General features: G+C 59.6%; 16 protein-coding genes and 2 pseudogenes. 14 read left to right on the forward strand and 4 right to left on the reverse strand.

The window, feature by feature from the left end; all coding sequences use genetic code 11:
- Nucleotides 1-177: 177 nt before the first annotated feature.
- Nucleotides 178-360: pseudogene (locus EV561_RS38225) on the reverse strand (hypothetical protein); the annotation flags it as partial.
- A gap of 392 nt (nt 361-752) precedes the next feature.
- On the opposite strand from EV561_RS38225, the gene EV561_RS33850 reads away from it, so the two are divergent.
- The 3 genes and pseudogenes from EV561_RS33850 to EV561_RS38495 form a co-directional block, all read left to right on the forward strand.
- Entirely contained in the window at nt 753-1,154 is a 402-nt protein-coding gene (locus tag EV561_RS33850) for a response regulator (RefSeq protein ID WP_132528269.1), read from the forward strand.
- A gap of 172 nt (nt 1,155-1,326) precedes the next feature.
- Nucleotides 1,327-2,421 (forward strand): DNA topoisomerase IB, encoded by a 1,095-nt coding sequence (locus tag EV561_RS33855; RefSeq protein WP_132528270.1) that lies wholly within the window; start codon nt 1,327-1,329, stop codon nt 2,419-2,421.
- A gap of 295 nt (nt 2,422-2,716) precedes the next feature.
- Nucleotides 2,717-2,851: pseudogene (locus EV561_RS38495) on the forward strand (helix-turn-helix domain-containing protein); the annotation flags it as partial.
- 838 nt (nt 2,852-3,689) lie between these two features.
- On the opposite strand, the gene EV561_RS33865 reads toward EV561_RS38495, so the two are convergent.
- Nucleotides 3,690-4,271: a TetR/AcrR family transcriptional regulator gene (locus tag EV561_RS33865; RefSeq protein WP_132528272.1), complete on the reverse strand. Its 582-nt coding sequence runs from the start codon at nt 4,269-4,271 to the stop codon at nt 3,690-3,692.
- Nucleotides 4,272-4,393: 122 nt separating this feature from the next.
- Here EV561_RS33865 and EV561_RS33870 point away from each other — a divergent pair, with 122 nt between their 5' ends.
- On the forward strand, nt 4,394-5,626 hold the full coding sequence (locus tag EV561_RS33870) for an NADP-dependent oxidoreductase (protein WP_132528273.1): 1,233 nt from the start codon (nt 4,394-4,396) through the stop codon (nt 5,624-5,626).
- Nucleotides 5,627-5,744: 118 nt separating this feature from the next.
- On the opposite strand, the gene EV561_RS33875 is transcribed toward EV561_RS33870, so the two are convergent.
- Nucleotides 5,745-6,764 carry a LacI family DNA-binding transcriptional regulator gene (locus EV561_RS33875; protein ID WP_132528274.1) on the reverse strand — a complete coding sequence of 340 codons (1,020 nt, stop codon included), beginning with the start codon at nt 6,762-6,764 and terminating at the stop codon, nt 5,745-5,747.
- A gap of 287 nt (nt 6,765-7,051) precedes the next feature.
- On the opposite strand from EV561_RS33875, the gene EV561_RS33880 reads away from it, so the two are divergent.
- The 9 genes from EV561_RS33880 (at nt 7,052) to EV561_RS33920 (ending at nt 16,819) form a co-directional block, all read left to right on the forward strand.
- On the forward strand, nt 7,052-8,668 hold the full coding sequence (locus EV561_RS33880; protein ID WP_132528275.1) for an extracellular solute-binding protein: 1,617 nt from the start codon (nt 7,052-7,054) through the stop codon (nt 8,666-8,668).
- Nucleotides 8,669-8,738: 70 nt separating this feature from the next.
- Nucleotides 8,739-9,599 carry a carbohydrate ABC transporter permease gene (locus EV561_RS33885; protein ID WP_132528276.1) on the forward strand — a complete coding sequence of 287 codons (861 nt, stop codon included), beginning with the start codon at nt 8,739-8,741 and terminating at the stop codon, nt 9,597-9,599.
- Nucleotides 9,596-10,558: a sugar ABC transporter permease gene (locus tag EV561_RS33890; RefSeq protein ID WP_132528277.1), complete on the forward strand. Its 963-nt coding sequence runs from the start codon at nt 9,596-9,598 to the stop codon at nt 10,556-10,558. The genes EV561_RS33885 and EV561_RS33890 overlap by 4 nt, the downstream gene beginning before the upstream one ends.
- A complete protein-coding gene (locus EV561_RS33895) occupies nt 10,555-11,649 on the forward strand; it encodes an ABC transporter ATP-binding protein (protein WP_132528278.1) in 1,095 nt (364 codons plus the stop codon). The genes EV561_RS33890 and EV561_RS33895 overlap by 4 nt, the downstream gene beginning before the upstream one ends.
- A 2-nt stretch (nt 11,650-11,651) precedes the next feature.
- Nucleotides 11,652-12,710, forward strand: a complete 1,059-nt coding sequence (locus EV561_RS33900; protein WP_132528279.1) for an ABC transporter ATP-binding protein — start codon at nt 11,652-11,654, stop codon at nt 12,708-12,710.
- A 27-nt stretch (nt 12,711-12,737) separates the two neighbouring features.
- Nucleotides 12,738-13,832 (forward strand): Gfo/Idh/MocA family oxidoreductase, encoded by a 1,095-nt coding sequence (locus tag EV561_RS33905; RefSeq protein ID WP_132528280.1) that lies wholly within the window; start codon nt 12,738-12,740, stop codon nt 13,830-13,832.
- 22 nt (nt 13,833-13,854) lie between these two features.
- Nucleotides 13,855-14,769: a sugar phosphate isomerase/epimerase gene (locus EV561_RS33910; protein WP_132528281.1), complete on the forward strand. Its 915-nt coding sequence runs from the start codon at nt 13,855-13,857 to the stop codon at nt 14,767-14,769.
- A 98-nt stretch (nt 14,770-14,867) separates the two neighbouring features.
- Nucleotides 14,868-16,049, forward strand: coding sequence for an aldose 1-epimerase family protein (locus tag EV561_RS33915; protein ID WP_132528282.1), 1,182 nt, complete (start codon nt 14,868-14,870; stop codon nt 16,047-16,049).
- The gene (locus EV561_RS33920; RefSeq protein ID WP_132528283.1) at nt 16,046-16,819 is read left to right on the forward strand and encodes an SDR family oxidoreductase; all 774 of its coding nucleotides are present in this window, start codon (nt 16,046-16,048) and stop codon (nt 16,817-16,819) included. Before EV561_RS33915 ends, EV561_RS33920 begins: the two co-directional genes overlap by 4 nt.
- A 12-nt stretch (nt 16,820-16,831) precedes the next feature.
- Here the strand turns inward: EV561_RS33920 and EV561_RS33925 are convergent, their stop codons facing one another.
- Nucleotides 16,832-17,524 carry a GntR family transcriptional regulator gene (locus tag EV561_RS33925; RefSeq protein ID WP_245513191.1) on the reverse strand — a complete coding sequence of 231 codons (693 nt, stop codon included), beginning with the start codon at nt 17,522-17,524 and terminating at the stop codon, nt 16,832-16,834.
- A gap of 83 nt (nt 17,525-17,607) precedes the next feature.
- Between EV561_RS33925 and EV561_RS33930 the strand changes: the two genes are divergently transcribed.
- Nucleotides 17,608-18,750, forward strand: coding sequence for a mandelate racemase/muconate lactonizing enzyme family protein (locus EV561_RS33930; protein ID WP_132528284.1), 1,143 nt, complete (start codon nt 17,608-17,610; stop codon nt 18,748-18,750).
- Nucleotides 18,751-18,827: the final 77 nt, after the last annotated feature.

The following is an 18,827-nucleotide window of genomic DNA, read 5'->3' on the forward strand; positions in this document are numbered from 1 at the left end:
AACATGCTGCTCTGCCATCCCATGCACCCTCGTTGGAATGCCAAGGATGGCCGATCATCGTTACCTGAGAGTTAATCTGCCAAAGTAGTGCTAGGCTCTGGAGACCTACAAAACACGTAGGGATCACAGGAGCGTTTCAAGACCTTGAGCCATGTCGCCGAGCCCCAGCGTTGCAGTCGATCCGCCGCGACCGATGCCTTCGGCGGACAAGTAGGCATCCTTTTCAGGCACGCCGGCTTCAACCATGGCACCGACGATGCCGCCAACGGCTCCGCCTGCAACCGCATCTGCGACTGCACCTGCAGCCGTCGCCGCAAGCCGTCCTGCAGCAACGAACGGACCGACGCCTGGGACTGCAAGGGTACGCCTCAGACGGTGCTCTTAGACCATAGCTGGCGTCTCGCGTCCGTCTGGGGAACAGCTGGATAGGAGGTCGATGAGCCCTCGAACGACTGGCCCGCTGCAAATGAGAACGCTCCGAGCGGAGAAGCTGGCCGTGAGTGATCCGATCGATCCAGATGATGGACCCGGCCTCTGCAGCAAGTATAGGGGGGCCGGTGGGCCCGCGCGGCAACAGCGGAGCGACGACTAGGGGGCCAGCCGCCACGGAGCAACCGGCTGGAAACGACCCGCATGTTGATCCTCCTCGGCATTGTTCGCATTTTATTAAGTTTGTTCTCAAATATTCGTGTGCGAGGGCGATCTTGATCTGGGCGCGCGAGTTCATCTCGCAGCGGACAATGGAGACAGCCATGGATCAACGTACTGTGATTATCGTGGAAGATGAACCTCTGCTCCGGATGGCGCTTGCCGATGCGCTGATCGACGAGGGCTACGACGTGATGGAAGCGGGAAACGCCCTTGAGGCTATCGCGTTGTTGGCGAACGCCGCATTCGCTGCAGTCATCACCGACATCGACATGCCCGGAGGACTGAACGGCCTCGAACTTGCTCGCATTGTGTCCTCGACCCATCACGACGTCGCGCTCATTATCGCGTCGGGTGGCCATCGTCTCGGGCCAGAGCAGCTGCCCGATCGTGCGCGCTTCGTTTCCAAACCGTATGACCTTCAGAACATGACCGCAATGCTGAAGGCGATGACCGAAACGGATACCTTTGACGATGCGAGCAGCCAAGCGCTTCAGGCAGCATAGTGGCCGGTTCAATGTCAGAATCTTGCCCGACTGCCGACCGAAACTGGTGACCCAGTTGGAGTGGGCAGAAGAAGTTTTCTAAGTCAGGCGAGTGACATCTGCTAGCCGAGGTCCAATCCACTGCGCGAACATCCTTTGTGGAACCGGGAACCTGCCTTTGAATTATAACAGGATGAACCAGATCCTTACCGAAATCGATACGATCGCAGCCGGGGCCAAGCTTGCTTCTGGCCTTGTTTACATCCCAGGGCTGGAGACAGGCATCACCCGTAGGATGGGCGCGCACGGCTTCCTCTACTACAAGCCCGACGGTAAACGGATCACCGAGACTTCGGATATCGCTCGCCTGAATTCGCTGGCAATTCCGCCCGCATATACGAACGTTATAATATCCACCAATCCGTTCTCGCATCTCCAGGCGATCGGAACGGACGCCAGGGGACGGCGGCAGTATCGATATCACGCTGACTGGCACGCCGAGCGCGGAAAGGCGAAGTTCGAGCGCCTCGGGGATTTCGCGGAACGATTACCTGACCTGCGCGAGAGGGTTGACGCTGGGCTTCGATCGCGCGGTCTAAACATGGAGAAGGCGATCGCCACGGTCGTGTGGATGCTCGACAATCTTTATATTCGTATCGGGAACGCGGCCTACGCCGAAGCAAACAAGTCCTTCGGCCTCACAACCCTTCGAAGCCGTCACGTCAAGGTCGAGGGCGGTAGCGTCAAATTTCGTTTCAAGGGGAAGTCGGGCAAGGAATGGAACCTCGCTCACAGCGACCGCAGGATCGCCAATGTCGTCCGCAAACTGCAGGAGCTACCCGGACAGCACCTATTTCAGTACCTGTGCGACGAGGGCGGATGCCGTCAGATTTCGTCGAACGACGTCAACTCCTACATCAAAGAGACGACGGGTGAGGATTTTAGCTCACGGCAGTTTCGTACCTGGGGCGCAACTTGCATGGCAGTTGAAGCCTTGGCCTCATTGCACGCGGCTCCCTCGAAACGAGCGCTCGCTCGCCAACTCAACGAAGCAATCGACTCTGTTGCTGCCAGGCTCGTCAACACACGATCGGTTTGCCGTGCATCCTACATACATCCCGCCGTATTTGAGGACTTCGAAGCGGGAATGCTTTCGGAGGTCGTTAAGATGAGGATCAGAAGCGAGCGGTTGCTGACTTGGATGGATGAAGAGGAAATCCGCGTTCTCCGCTGGCTCAAGAAGCGGGACCGCAAGCAGCTTCTTCCGACACCGCCGGGATCAACTTGAAGTACCGGCAAGCGGAACGACCCGATCGCAGCGACGTTGCTCAACGGTGCCATTCAAGTCTCTAACCTCGCTTCCGGACCCAACGACCTCCATGCCACGAATTGCCATCATCGGATCTGGACCTACCGGGATCTACACCCTCGCTGGTCTGATTTCGTCATCCGCGCCACTGTTGAGATCGGCGGTGGAAAAGTCGGCCACGGTAGCGGCGGAATAGTCCAGCCGCGGGCGGAGTAAAATCCGGCCACCTATTTCCTTTCTGCAATGATCGCAGGAGGGACAGGGGATCTACACCGTGGAACTTTATTTGAGGGTTCGCCTGGCTGTTTCCGAAGGGATGACGCAGCGTCAGGCAGCAAAGCATTTCAACGTATCGCGCGACAGCGTGGCCAAGATGCTGTCGTATTCGACACCGCCCGGCTATCAGCGATTTTTCGACACGAACGGGAATACCAGCGCCCTTTATCGTCGATCTCTTTGCTCGGAATGTTATCGAGGATCTCGACCCCGACATCGAGCAGCATTTGGGTCGGTCCGCAACGCCGCCATCACAGATGCTAGAGGTGAGGGTGGCTCAGAATGCGGTGAAGGAGGACGCTCCTGTTGAGGCACTGCCGCTGATCGACGTTTTGGCTACCCTTTCCAGAAGAAGGGTGAACTGCTTAGCTGCAGCTATGTCGGCAATCTTGTCTGCGCGGTTGTCAGTCTGGCTTGTCCCGGGCCAATTGCCTCTGATGGCCAGGCTTCGCGTACGCGACTTCGCTGTGGTCAGTCAGTTGCTTCAAGGCGAAGCTGAGACGGCAGGTTTTTGTGATATGCCAGCAGATGTCCGATCTGTGTCTTCGGTTCTCGGTCTGAGCAAAGCAAGCGTCCTCTTACTTCGGCGAGGTGCGTTTCTCCCCAGCAATCCTACTCTTGCAGACGTTTTTTCGTTCCGAGAGGCGTTCGTCTCCAGTTCGGAAGTTCAGCGTCGCTTGAGGATTGCCGGAGAGGTTCGTCACTCCACATACATCAACAATGAATTGGAATTGATTGGCTCGGACAAGATCGGCGCCAAACGCCGGAGAACTAGCATAGCGCTTCGGGAGAGAGCCGCCGTGGAAGCTTATTATGGCAATAGGCTGGCCGCGCGAGTATGATGCGAAGCCCAGGCGCGCAGGACGATCATGACGCAGAATCAATTTTTGCCCTGGCATTAGAATCATACCTCGCTTTCTTTTTCAAAGAATACAAGCACTTAGTAGAACGGATTTGTGCCGTTCCCAATATCAGGTGGGCCAAGCTTGAAGAGCGCGGGCGACGGTCCGGTATAGGTCTTCTCTGCTGGTGCCCGATTGTGCATCCACAGCCATGCCCCACCCGATTGTCAGCAGGTATTTTGCGAGTTCTTCCGGATCCGTCTCAGGCGGCAAATCACCACTTGCAACGGCCTCCTCCAATCGTTGCCGGAGCCTTGCCCGGCGAGCAGCGCGCAGTTCCAAGTGCCTGCTGTCGCCGGCTTCGCCGGTTTGGGACCCAGACATTGCACATCTGACTGCAAGGCATCCCGGAGGATGGGACGGGTCCGTATAAATTTCGGCAAGTCGGTAAAGCATGACTTCGGCAACACGGCGGGACGTGCGCTCTTTCAGCGCCTCTTCGGCATAGCCGAGATAGGTGTCATAATAGCGGCCGAGAACCTGCCTGAAGAGGCCGTCCTTGCTGCCGAAAGCGAAATAGAAGCTCGGCGGCTTGATGCCGATCGATGCAGTCAGGTCGGCGAGCGATGTACGATCGTAGCCGTTCTGCCAGAAAAGCGTCGTCGCTTTTTCGATCGCCGTATTCACATCAAATGCCCTCGAACGTGCCATGCCTCAGATCCGCCTTCAGATATCTGTCATATATAGTGATCACTACAAAAAATTCTTGACGACTTCCAGCCCTTTCAAATATAGCGATCACTATAGTTGACTTCCAGCGGCCACTTGATCGCGTGGCTGCGAAAGGACGCCGCAATGAAATACACAAAATTCAGCCGAACGGGCTGACGGTTTCGGAGCTCTGCATCGGCACCGGCATCTTCGGAATGCAGACTGACGAGGACCTCAAGGCAAAGCTCGACGAGCTCAAAAACGACTATCGCAAGGGCGACGCCACGGCCGCTTCCCGCAATTCATTTTCAAATTTCACTTTCTTTTGGAGATTGTTCGCCATGGCGATCATTGGTTCGACAGTAAATCGACGTTTCGTTCTGGCAAAGCGTCCGGAGAGCCCCACAAGTCCGGCTTCACGGGATTTGTTCGAGCTTCAATCGGTGGATGTCCCGGAATTGGCCGATGGCGAATTCCTCGTTGAAAGCCACTGGATGTCGCTTGACCCCTGGATCAGGGGAACCATGAACGGCAACCGCAGCTATCAGGCGTCCGTCGAACTCGGCGACGTCATGCGCGCGCTTTGTGCTGGCCGAGTCGTCGTATCCCGAAATGCGGCATTTCCGGTCGGCACGCCCGTATCTGGAATGCTCGGCTGGCAAGACTATGCGGTAACCGACGGTACCCTTATCCGGAAAATCCCGGAAAATGCTCCGCTGGAACTTGGCCTCAATCTCCTCGGCATTAACGGGCAGACGGCGTGGTTCGGCATAAATGACATAGGCAAGCCGAAAGCCGGCGAGACGGCCGTGGTCACAGCCGCGGCTGGAGGCGTTGGAAGCATCGCCGTTCAACTTCTGAAGGCTGCCGGATGCCGCGTCATTGGACTGGCCGGCGACGACGAAAAATGCGAATGGGTGAAGTCGATCGGCGCGGCCGACTGCATCAATTACAAGACCACTGACATAGGCAAGGCACTGAGCGTGCTCTGCCCTGACCGTGTCGACGTCGTTTTCGACAATGTCGGCGGCGCCATGCTGGACGAACTCCTGCTGCACCTGAATACCAACGCCCGCATCGTTTTGAGCGGCGCCTTGTCCCGTTATAACGCGAAGCCTGAGCCACTTACGAACTGGCTGCAACTGCATATCAATCGCGCCACGATGAAGGGCTATATCTTCCTGGATCATTTCGACCGCTTTGACGAGGCGGACACCGATATGATGCGCCGGTGGGAGCGTGGCGAACTGCTATATCGCGAGCACATCATTGACGGCTTGGAAAACGCGCCGGACGCGCTATCGAAACTCTTCGATGGATCCAATCGCGGCAAGCTGCTCGTGAAGATCAGATAGAACTGATTTTGCCGCCGTCTTCAGGGGCAAGGTTCGGTTTGTCCTTTTTAGTCCACGATGCTCATAGAATATCGTGGGCATGGAACGCGGAAAGGTCGGCGATCCAGGCTGGTGGCCGTCAGCTCTCCGGGATGTTTTCGCGAAAAATCACCTGCAGTCGCGGTGAATGATAGTCGCCCGGCAGGCCCTGGATCGTCCGGCTCAACATGGAAAGCGCCTCGCGCGCCTCGACCCGCGGGTTCTGGTCGATCACGGCATCGACCGTGCCGTCGAGTAGGAAAGCCTTGTTGTGATCGGTCAGTTCGTGGCCGACGAAGATGATCTGACGGGCGCGGCCGGTTTCCTGCAGGGCCTGGCCGATGCCCTGATTGCCGGCACCGATATTGTAGATGCCGGCGAGATCGGGATGGCGTTTCAGAAGGGCGAGCGCCTCCGTATAAGCTCTTTCGCGATCGTCACGGATTTCCCTTAATTCGACGATTTCAAGGTCGGAAAAATCCTCGCCGATAATGTGACGGAACCCCATCTCGCGCTCCTCATGGCCGCGATAGGAGAGTGAGCCGGCAAAGAGCGCGATCTTGCGCTTGACGCCGCGAGCGAGGAACCGGCCGAGCAGGTAGCCGGCAAGACGTCCTGCTGCACGATTGTCGATGCCGATATAGCCGATGCGCGGCACATGCAAGATGTCGGAGACGAGGGTGACGATCGAGACGCCTGATGCGGCAAGATTGCGCATCGCCTCGCGCACCGTCGGATGGTCGAGCGCGATCACGCCGACCCCCAGCGTCTTGCCATGCAGATCGTTGAGCGTTCGTGCCAGCGTATCCGGATTGAACCCCTCGATCGAATGGATATGGACGTCGAGCTCGCTGTGGTGCTCGGCCTGCCGCTCCAAGTGGGTGAGAAGATTGGCAATGAAAGTATTGGTGCCGGCAGGCAGGACGAAATCAAGCCGGATCTGGTTTGTCGCAGAAGGAAAGGGCAGGCTTGAGCCAGCTAGATAACCCAGCCGCCGCGCGGTCTCGATCACGACCTCGCGGGTGCGTTCCTTGACGCCGTTGCGATTGTTCAACACCCGGTCGACCGTCGCGCTGGAAACGCCGGCCTCACGAGCAATGTCCGTCAATGTCGATCGCAAACCGATTCCCTTCCAGAGCAATGATGGGAAATGATGTATTTCTAATCGTCCGGGATGCAAGAGGCGCAGCGTGCCGCTCCCAATGTTTTGCACTTTTGCTTTTGTTTCGCGATCATTTTCCATCAGTGCAAACCGCTCTGCCATCTTGATAAGGGGAACAAGGACGGCGAATTCGACGGGTAATGATGTAAATTGATTTGTTATGATGTTGACATCGATCATTTCCGTCGTCAATAATCATCACCATTCGGCAGAGGAGGAAGCTGCCGACTGGGAGGAACACCGAAATGTCGAATATTTTTCGCATGTCGCGGCGCGACCTGCTGGCCACTGGCGGCCGGGCGCTTGCATTGACTGCAGCTGCGGGCATTGCGCCGCAATTCATCCGGCCCGGCCGTGCCTATGCCGCCGATGCTCTCGCTCCTGGCATGATTGGTGGCCCGACGGGCTTCGACGGCGCCGAGCGCTACCAGTATGGTCCGGATACGCCGGAAGGCCGGGCGATCGAAGCGATCAAGGAAATGAAGGGCGCCGGCAAGGCGCCGGCAAAGATCGTTCTCGGCCTGTCCGACGGTTCGATCGGTCAGCTCACCAAGCCGTTTCCGGCAGGAGCGCCGTCGATCAAGGAACTTTGGGAGAAAGAGACCGGTATTATCCTGGATGTCGTCGGCGTGCCGAACGGCCAGGAATTTACCAAGACGATGCAGGATATTTCCACCAAGGGCGGCGCCTTCGACATCTATGCCGTCGAATGGAACCGTCTGGGTGACCTCGCCGAAACCGGCGGCATCATCAAGATGGACGATTACGTTGCCGCTCACAAGCCGGAATGGGACGACCCGCAGCGCGGCTATGTCAACGGCCAGAAGGGCGTTTCGCTGCTCAACCAGTATCGCGGCTCGACCTACGGCGTCTCCCTCGACGGCGATTTCCAGATCTGGAACTACCGCACCGACCTCTTCAACGACGAGAACGAAAAGAAGGCCTTTGCCGATAAGCACGGCTACCCCCTGGCACCGCCGACGACATTCAAGCAGCTCGACGAGATCGCCGCCTTCTTCCATCGTCCCGACAAGGGGCTGTTCGGCTGCACCGATCTGCGCAATCAGGGCTGGGGTTATACCAACTGGTATCAGCGCTTCACCTCGATGGCCTCGCCCAACCAGTATCTGTTCGGCGATGACGGCAAGCCGCTGATCAATTCAGACAATGGCCACAAGGCGACGCAGGAATACATCGACTCCCTGTCCTACCATTCACCGGATGCGATCTCCTGGGGCTGGCCGGAGCAATATGGCAATTTCGCCGGCGGTGGCGCGGCCATGACTTGCGCCTTCTCCAACCTGCCGAAGTTCCTCGACAACAAGTCGAATGAAGGTTCGAAGATAACGGGCAAGGTCGGCTCCGCTCTGCCGCCAGGCCGCGAGATCAACGGCCAGCTCGCGCGCCGCTCGGTACTCTGGCTCAATCTTTCGGCCTCGATCTCTTCGCAGAGCAAGAGCCCGGAAGCGTGCTACCTGCTGCTGCAATGGCTCGGTTCCAGCCGTATCTACTCCTGGATGACGGCCAATCCCGGCGGCTATTTCGATCCGTTCCAGCTGTCGAATTTTGCCGATCCGCTCGTGCGCGAGACCTATCATGCCTATCACATGGACGTGGTGCGCGAGACTGTCAGCCGCACCGTACCCTCGATCAACTATCCCGGCGCCACCGCCTTCCACAATGCGCTTGATGAAAACCTAGTCGCGGCGCTGACGAAGACGAAGACCGCCGAGGCTGCCATGGCCGACACCGAGAAGCAGTGGACGCGCATCGCCCGCCGCATCGGCGAAGACAAGCTGATCGAGGCGATCAAGAGCAACAAGCAGGCCTGGCCGACCGTGCTCGACCCGATCGCCGGCTGATGCTTCCTTCGACGTCCGGGCGGGATTGCGCCGCCCGGACATCTCGACATCACTCTATATCGCAAGTGCCATGAACCGCTCGCTCCCCTTTGAAATCTTCCGCTACTGCGCCATCCTGGCCGCGCTTGCCGTAACGCTGGTGCCGACGCTCTGGATGGCGTCTATGGCCCTCAAGCCGATTGCCGAATGGTCGGCCAGCGGCGCCGACCTGACCTGGTGGCCGAAGCATCCGACGCTCGACAATTTTCGCTTCATCTTCGGCACCTCGACGAATGACCTGATCGTCGCGCTGGACCGGACGGCGGGCAAGCCGATCCTGTCCTCGTTGCTGTCGGCAGTGTTCGGCACGCTGATCGCCATGGTCTGCGGAACGTCGGCCGCCTACGGCCTGTCGCGCTTCGGTTCGGGTCAGAACCTGCCGCTGGCGCTGATCCAGCTGCGCCTGTTTCCGCCGATGGCCGTGATGATCCCCGTCATGATCATGTGGGCCTTTCTCGGCATCATGGACAGCTGGTGGGGCCTCGCGCTGATCTACGGCATCGTCACCCTGCCTTTTGCCTTCTGGCTCATGAAGACCTTCTTCGACGATATGCCGCGCGAGATCGAGGATGCGGCGCTGGTCGAAGGCTGCTCGCGCTTTCGCGTCTTCATGAAGATCACGCTGCCGATGATGCGTCCGGCGCTCGCCAGCTCGGCGCTGTTCGTCTTCATCCTCAACTGGTCGGACTATCTGATCGCGCTGCTCCTGACGACGCGCGAATGGGTGACGATCCCGGTCTATATGGCCTCGCTATCGTCCTCGATGACCGGCCAGCTCTATGGCGCCAAGGCTGCCCTTGGACTGATCGCCGCCGTGCCACCCGTCATCATGGGCATTGCCATCCAGCGCCATCTGGTGCGCGGCCTGACATTCGGGGCACTGAAACAATGAGCGTGCTTGCAACCGAGGAGAAACTGCCTGTGGCCGGCAAAACCGCAAAATCGACCGCACAGGCCGAGGACGGACGCCGGCTCGGCTTCATGCTGACGCTGCCGGCGCAGATCCTGGTGCTGTTCATCGCGCTGTTTCCGCTGCTGATGCAGCTTTATATCAGCATGACCGACTGGTCGCCGCTCGACGGCACCGGCTGGTGGCGTGCCTGGCAATCGTGGAATACCTTCGCCAACTATACCGATCTTGCTGTCGACATGCGCTTCTGGAGCGCGCTCGGCCGCACGGCACTGATCATGGTCGTCTGCGTTCCCGCGGAATTCCTGCTCGGCCTCGGCCTTGCCATACTCTTCATGGACGATTTTTACGGCAAGCGCGTCTTCTATTCGATCATGCTCATCCCGATGATGGTGGTGCCCGCGGTCGCCGGCTACATGTTCTTCATGCTCTTCCAGTCGGGCGGTCCGGTGAACGACATCCTGTCGACGCTCTCGGGCACACCGGTGACCGTTGCCTGGCTGTCGAGCCCGGGGACTGCGCTGATCGCAGTCATGATCGCCGATATATGGCAATGGACGCCGCTGATGTTCCTCATCCTCCTTGCCGGCCTCGTTGGCGTGCCGGAAGACCAGATGCGGGCGGCGACGCTGCTCGGCGCATCCTGGCTGCAGCGCTTCCGCACGATCGTGCTGCCGAAGATGAAGACCATCATCATCATCGCGCTTGCGATCCGCGTCATCGAGAACTTCAAGATCTTCGACACGCTCTACATCATGACCGGCGGCGGCCCCGGCGTCGCGACTGAAACCATTTCCGTCTACATCTACAAAATCACCCAGCAGGATCTGATTTGGGGCTACGTCGCCGCCATCGCGCTGGTCATCCTCATCGTGCTCTCCGTCCTCGTGTCGCTGGCAATCAGCCGGATGAACGCCGCCAAAAAGGAGGCCACGGCATGACCGCGATCCACCTCAATAATCTCGTCAAGCGCTTCGGGGCCTTCACGGCGCTGAAGACCATGGATCTCGAAATCCGCGACGGCGAGTTCATGGCGCTGCTCGGCCCTTCCGGCTGCGGCAAGTCGACCACCATGAACATGATCGCCGGCATGGAGAACCCGTCCGAAGGCCGGATTCTCTTCGACGGCAAGGACATGAACGGCGTCACGATGGGCCGGCGTGGCGTCGGCTTCGTCTTCCAGAACTATGCGATTTTCACGCACATGAACGTCTACGACAACCTCGCCTATGGATTGAAGGTGCGCGGTACCCCGCAGGCGGAGATCGATCGGCGCGTGAAGGCGATCGCCGATTTCCTGCAATTGACGCCGCTGCTCAAGCAGCCGTCGGCCAAGCTGTCGGTCAATATCCTACAGCGCCTGGCGATCGGCCGCTCGGCCATCGTCGAGCCGGCAATCTTCCTGCTCGACGAGCCGCTGTCGAACGTCGATGCGGCCTTTCGCGCCGTCATGCGCACCGAGCTCAAGCACCTGCAGCGGCAATTCCGGCAGACCATGGTCTATGTCACGCACGACCAGCTCGAGGCCATGACCATGGCGGATCGTATTGCGGTCATGGATCACGGCGTGCTGCAGCAGGTCGGCACGCCGCTTGAGGTCTATAACAATCCGGTCAACCTCTTCGTCGCCGATTTCATCGGCTCGCCGGGCATGAACCGGCTGAAGGGCACGCTTGCTGAATCCGATCGCGGCCTCGTGGTCGATCTCGGCCCGCTCGGACGCACGCAGCCGCTGGATCCGGCGCTTGCCGCAGTAGCGCGAGGGAACGGCAGCCAAGAAGTCGTGTACGGTTTCCGGCCGGAGCAAGTGGCGGTAGCCGAAGCAGGGCGGGGCCTAGCGCTGCCGGTGACCTTCGTGGAACGTATCGGCGCGCGCACAGTCGTCCATCTCGGCGATGGCGAGCAGCGAGTGAAGACCGTCTTCGACAATGATGTTGGTCTCCAGGCGCGTGAAATGGCACATATCGCGATTGATCCCGGCTCGGTGCGCCTGTTCGATGCCGCAAGCGGCATGGCAATCCGGGGGACGTGAAGATGGCCGGCATTTCCTTTCGCAACGTCACGAAGTGCTACGGCAAGACGGTTGCCGTCGCCAATGCGTCCTTCGACATTCAATCCGGTGAATTCTTCTGCTTCTTCGGGCCGCCGCTGTCAGGTAAATCCACGATCCTGAAGCTGATACTTGGGCTGGAGACACCTGACGAGGGCGAGGTGCTGATTGGAGGCCAGCCGGTCAACCACGTCTCGCCGGCGGTGCGCAATGTCGCCATGGTGTTCCAAAATCTGGCGCTGTTCCCGCACATGACGGCAGGCGACAATGTCCGTTTCCCGCTGGTGGAGCGCAAGGTGCCTGATGCAGCCATCCGTGCCCGCGTCGATGCTGTCGCCGCAAAGCTTCACATCGGCCACCTCTTGCACAAGCCGCCGTCGCAGCTTTCCGGCGGCGAGCGTCAGCGCGTCGCCATTGCCCGGGCGCTGGTGCGCGATCCGGTCGCCTATCTCATGGACGACCCGATCTCGGCGCTTGATGCGCGGCTTCGCGAGGAGACCCGCGTCGAGCTCAAGCGCATCCAGCGCGAATTGGGCCAGACGCTGATCTATGTCACCCACGATCAGGAAGAGGCGATGTCGATCGCCGATCGCATGGCAATCATGGAGCATGGCGAAATCCGTCAGGTCGGGACGCCCGTCGAGATCTATGATGCGCCGGCATCGAGATATGTCGCGCAGCTCCTCGGTGCTCCGATGATGAACATCATGCCCGCCGTCAGGGGCGAGCGGCTGGAGATTGCCGAGGGCACAATTCTGCTGCCGCTCGGTCGGGCGCCGGATGGAGTTTCCGGCGTCGGCATCCGGCCGGAAGACCTCAAGGTCGAGCCATGGCGGGTTGATCATGGCGGCAAGCCGGCAAGGGTGTTCGAGGTCGAACCGCTCGGCGGCTACACCGTCGTTACGCTCGATACCGGGACGGAGAAGCTGAGGGCTCTGATGCGCGGTCAGCCGGACGTGATGCTGGATAGTGCCGTTGCGCTCAGCTGCAATCCGGCAAAAGTACATTTCTTCGACCAGGCTGGTGGAGCGCTTGGGCGATGATCAATTTTCGAAAATTGGGAGGAACCTATGTCTGACGTCAAGGGATTTATTCCGGACCCGCCGGTGCGCGTGCGCGAATTCAAGATCGGCTGCATCGGCGCCGGCATGATCATGGCGGAGTGCCATCTCGCCGCCTATAAGGAGGCAGGCTTTCCGGTGGTCGCGATCGCCTCCCGCACGGAAGCAAAGGCCAAGGCGGTGGCCGAGCGTTGGGGGATTCCGACGACGCACGCCACGCCGGAAGCGCTGATCGCCGACCCCAATGTCGAGATCATCGATATCGCCTTCCCGCCAGACCAGCAGCCGGCGCTGATCCGCAAGGCGCTCGCGACGCCGCACATCAAGGCCATTCTCGCGCAGAAGCCTTTGGCGCTGTCGCTGGACGAAGCGAAAAAGCTGCGCGACGAGGCCGCCAGGGCAGGCAAGATCCTCTCGGTCAACCAGAACATGCGCTATGACCAGTCCATGCGCGTTTTGAAGCAGATCCTTGACAAAGGCGAACTTGGCGATGTCGTGATGGCCACGATCGAGATGCGCGCGATCCCGCATTGGCAGGGCTTCCTCGAAGAATACGACCGACTGACGCTTGCCAATATGGGCGTGCATCACCTCGACGTGCTGCGCTTCCTCTTCGGCGATCCCGAAGAGATATTCACCGTTTCGCGCACCGATCCGCGCACGCGCTTCGCGCATACTGACGGCATCACCGTCTCGACGCTGAAATTCCCCGGCAACGTCCTGGCAGTGTCGATGGAAGATGTCTGGGCCGGGCCGCGCGAAGAGGGTTTCGACAGCGACTTCTATATCAAATGGCGTGTCGAAGGCACGGCGGGCGTGGCGCAAGGCACGATCGGCTGGCCGGATGGTTCGCCATCGACGCTGACCTACGCCTCAGCCAAGACGACCGGCGGCAAATGGGTAACGCCGACATGGGAAAGCATGTGGTTTCCGCATGCCTTCATCGGCGTCATGGAGCAGCTGCAATATGCCGTGAAAACCGGCGAGGCCCCGGCGCTCTCGGTTGCCGACAACGTCAAGACGATGGCGCTTGTCGAGGCCGGCTACCGGTCCATGGAGGCAGGCCGCGCCATCAAGCTCAGCGAAATCTCGATCAATTCATGAATTCCAAGGGAGGAACCACATCATGATGCAGACAGGTATTTTCACAGGCTATTTCCCATATGGCCTGGAGGAGACAGCGAAGAAGATCCGCGCGCTCGATTTCAATACCGTGCAGCTCGACATGCATTTCAAGGATGTTGATGTCTCTGCCGGCCAGATCACCAAGGACAAGTGCATCCGCATCCGCGAGACCTTCCGCGATCACAACCTGCCGATCTCCTGCATTTCCGGCTACACCAACATCATTCATCCGGACAAGGACGAGCGAGCGCGCCGCGTCGGCTATCTCAAGGAAATCATCGCTCACGCGCAATATCTCGGCACGCCCTACGTGATCTCCGAAACGGGGACCTACAACACGGAGTCCGACTGGGTGCATCACCCGAAGAACAAGACTGAAGAAGGCTTCGAGGAATGCCGCAAGGTCATCGCCGACCTCGCTCAGCACGCCTATGACCACGGCGCCGTTTTCCTGCTCGAAACCTATGTCAACAACGTCGTCGGCTCGGTCGAAGAGACGGTGAAGATGTTCGCTCAGGTCGATCATCCCGGCCTCGGCCTGCTGATGGACCCGACCAACTATTTCGAGACCCATAATATCGATCGCATGGATGCGATCCTCAATCAGGTCTTCGATACGCTGTCGGACAAGATCAAGATCGGCCATGCCAAGGACGTCAAGCGCTCCGGTTCCGACAAGAGCGAGAAGCATGCCGATATCGGTGACGAGGACGCGCTGGAAAGCCACACTTTCCGTGGCGTCGGCGAGATCGAATTGCCGGCACCTGGCCTCGGCTCGTTGAATTATGATCTTTACCTGAAGCGACTGGCGCAGAAGCATCCGAATATCCCTATTATCATCGAGCACCTCGATGAATCGGATGTTCCGCGTGCCAAGAAATTCCTGGACGGCAAGCTGCGCGCACAAGGTCTATAAGTCTATGGTGGCCGGGCTGATGCGGCCCGGCCGCTCTCTATCGCATCTATCGCCTGCGTGCCCGCAGGCGGGACCATAAAGACAGAAGGAAAGACATCATGGTCGAACTATACGGGGAGACGAAGTCGCGCCGCGACGTCGCTGCCAGTGCCGGGTCCTTGTCGCAATTCGCCGGCGTGCGGCTGATGACGCTCGGCGACGGTGTCGAGCGTGGCATCCGCATGCTAGAGTTTCGCAGCGGCACGGGCCTGCGTTTCACCGTATTGATCGACCGGTCCTTCGATATCGCCGATTGCGACTATCGCGGCATGGCGATCGGCTGGCATTCCCCAGCTGGCTTCAAGCATCCCGGTCTCGCCGAATATGAGGGCGAGGGCGGACTGGCATGGTTGCGGTCGTTCTCCGGCCTGATGGTGACCTGTGGCCTCGACCATATTCTCTTCATGTATGACGAGCCTTCGGAACATTATGTCTACGGGCCGCGAAAAACCGTCAGCCACTCGATCCACGGCCGCATTGGCACGATCCCCGGCAAGCTCAACGGCTATGGCGAGCGCTGGGAAGGCGACGAGTGCTTTCTCTGGTGCGAGGGGACAGTAACCCAAGGCGCGGTTTTCGGCGAACATCTGGAGCTCGTCCGTCGCATCGAGACCAAGGTCGGCACCAACGAAATCAAGCTGACGGACAAAGTGGTCAACCGCGGCTTCTACCGCACGCCGCATATGTATTGCTATCACATCAATGCCGGCCATCCCCTGCTTGCGGAAGGTTCGCGCTACCTCGCTCCTATCAAGGATGTGGTCTGGGCGGCGCATGCGGGTGAAGATTACCGCAAGCAGGGCGTTGGCTATCGCACCATGCCCGCACCGCAGATGAATTTCCATGAGCAGGTCTGGCAGCATGAGATGGCCGCAGATCAAAACGGCGAGGTGCCTGTCGCGCTGGTCAACGACCGACTGGGCATCGGCTTCGAAGTGGTGACGCGCAAGGACCAATTCCCCTGCATGTACGAATGGCAAAACCTGCAGGCGGGGCAATATGCTGTCGGCATCGAGCCCTCCACCAATCATGTCACCGGCCATGGCGCGGCGCGCGAGCGCGGCGAACTCATCTGGCTGGAGCACAGCGACGAGCGGCGCTATGACAGCACGTTCCGTATCCTAGTCGATGCAGAGGCCATTGCCGCCAGCGAGAAGCGTATTGTCGGCGTGGCCAAGCAGCCGGCGGAAGACTTCCCGCAGCCATCAGGCAATCACCTGCCGATCGGAGGCCGGTCATGAGTGACATGCCCTCGATGATGTCGGTGGCGAACAAGACCATCCTCTACACCGGCGCCGCAGGTGGCCTCGGCACCGAGACGACGTTGAATTTTCTGCGCGCCGGCGCTCGCGTCGTCGCGATCGACAACAATCCGGACAAGGTCGCCAACCTGACGGCGCTGGCCGCCAAGGAGGAACTGAAGGGCCTCACGGTCGCGGCACTCGATCTTTCAGATCTCACTGGGCTTCGCCGGTCGCTGGAGGCCATTTCGAAAGAGGTTGGCGGGTTCGACGTGGTCATCAACAATGCGGCGATTTATCCGTCAAAACCCTTCGAGGAATACTCGATCGAGGAGAGCCAGGCCGTGCAGCGCGTCAATGTCGATGCCGGCATTGTCTGCGTGCAGGTGGCGTTGCCGCATATGCGCGCCAGGGGCTGGGGGCGCATCATCAATATCGCCAGCGTCACGGCCTATGGTGGCTGGGCAAATCTGTCCCCATACGTGCAGTCCAAGGGAGCGTTGATCGGTCTTTCGCGCGCCTGGGCCCGCGAATTCGGCGCCTATGGCATCACCGTCAACGCTATTTCACCGGGCGCGTTTCCGACGGATGCCGAGAAGATCCACCCCGATCCAGAAGGCTATACGCGTTTCGTGCTGGATCACCAGGCGGTCAAGCGGCGCGGCGATCCTGCCGATATTGCCAACGCGCTGATGTTCTTCGCCTCCGATGCAGCCTCCTTCGTCACCGGCCAGACGCTGAATGTCGACGGCGGCTGGGTGATGCATTGAGGCAGAGCATGGTCAGATGAAGCCGAGGCTGCGTTGCATGGCCGCCTGAAAATGGGCGTCGAGCGCAGCCTTTGCAGCCTTTGCATCCCGCGCCTTGCAGGCGAGGAGAATATCGAGATGTTCCCGCAGCGTGCGCAGGACAACCGGGGCCGTGAGCTTGCGGTCGAGCCTCAGCAGGCGAAGGTAGTTGTGCATGCGCCGATAGCTCGTCTCGATCAGCGGATTGCGCAGGCTTGCGATGACTGCATTGTGCAGAAGCCGTTCCAGCGCCTCGGTCTCCTTAATGTCCTCCGGCCCAAGCCCGTTTTCCTCGATCCTGGCGATCAGTGCCACGTGACGGCGATAAATCTCTGCGGTTTCCGCCTCGTCTCCCTGTTCGGCAAAAATCTCGATCGCGGCGCGTTCGAGGATCGAGCGGAATTGATATGTCGAGCGCGTCAGTTCCAGGCCCGGCCGCACGAATTGAATGCCGGAGCGGGGATGGATCTTCAGGATGCCTTCCGCTTCCAGCATGCGCAGCGCGTCGCGCAAAGGCGCGACAGGAACGTCAACGATTTCAGACAGTTCACTTTGCGAGACGAAGGCCCCGGCCTGCACGCGGCGCTCGAACAGCGCTTCCAGAATCCGGTCGTAAGCCTCGTCGCTCAAGCGTCGGGCCGGTGCCGCATCCTCGGATCGATTGGTGTTTTTTGTTCTCTTCGCCACTTGCACAGTTCTCGCGTCTGCCATATTACATTTCACATCTGATAGATCAGATAAACACATTAATAGATCAAAGTTCAATCCCGATGAAGATTTCAGCCTTCCGTATCACTCGTTTCCAGTTCGCCCGCGACCGCGTCATCGGCGATAGCCAGGTGCGTGCCGACGATGCGAATGTAGCAGCGCTGGAATTGGTTTCCGATAGCGGCGAGATTGGGCTTGGCTTTATCCAGACGCTTTTTTCGCCGCTCCCTGATCAGGCCGAGATCGAGCGCATCTTCGCAGCGGAGGTCTGGCCGGGTCTCGAGGGCCAGCGGGCGATCGCTCTGGTGCATCGGGTCAATCGTCCGCGCGGCGGCAATCAGCGGGCCACGTCGCTGCCGTTTCACGAGGCGCTGCAGGTAGCGCTCTGGGATCTGGCAGCCAAGGAAACAGGCCTTCCGTTGCACCGTTTGCTCGGGAGCCGCCGCGACCGCGTCAAGGCCTATGCCAGCGGCCTCGACTTTCATCTGTCCGACGATGACTATCAGGCACTCTTCGCCCATGCGTCCGAGATCGGCTATCGCGCCTTCAAGATCAAGGTCGGTCACCCGGATTTCGAACGCGATCTCCATCGCCTGAAGCTGCTGCAGCAGGTCATACCGGTCGGTTCCGAAGTGATGATCGATGCCAATGAAGGCTGGTCATCGAAGGAAGCGCTGATGAAGCTGGAGGCGATCCGCCGCGCCGGCCACGATTTGCTTTGGGTCGAAGATCCGATCCTGCGCCACGATTACGAGGGCCTGCGCACGCTCCGCCATGCCGCATCCTGGACGCAGATCAATTCGGGCGAGTATCTGGACCTGCAAGGCAAACGCCTGCTTCTGGAAGCCCACGGCACGGATATTCTCAATGTTCACGGCCAGGTCTCGGATGTCATGCGCATCGGATGGCTCACCGCCGACATGGGCATACCGGTCAGCCTCGGCAACACGTTTCTTGAAATCGGTGTCCACATGGCCGTCGCGCTGCCGGAGGTCGAATGGCTGGAATACTCGTTCCAGAATTTCGACCATCTCGTCGACGAACCCATCGAGATCCGCGACGGCTATGCCTATGCGCCGGACCGGCCGGGACATGGCCTGGTCTTGAGCGAAACCGCACGGCGCGATTGGGCGCGGCCTGTGCTCTTGCCGCGCGACCAACTGGGCGAAGCGCCCGCCAATCCGCGCCTTGGCGTCGTGACGTGATATTCGGGCCATAGGGCTCGCCATCGTTAGAAGTTGGTCACTTCAAAATCGAGCGCCGAACCTTAGTCTTAGGTCTC

The sequence above is a fragment of the Rhizobium sp. BK376 genome (assembly GCF_004341625.1).
GTDB lineage: Bacteria > Pseudomonadota > Alphaproteobacteria > Rhizobiales > Rhizobiaceae > Rhizobium.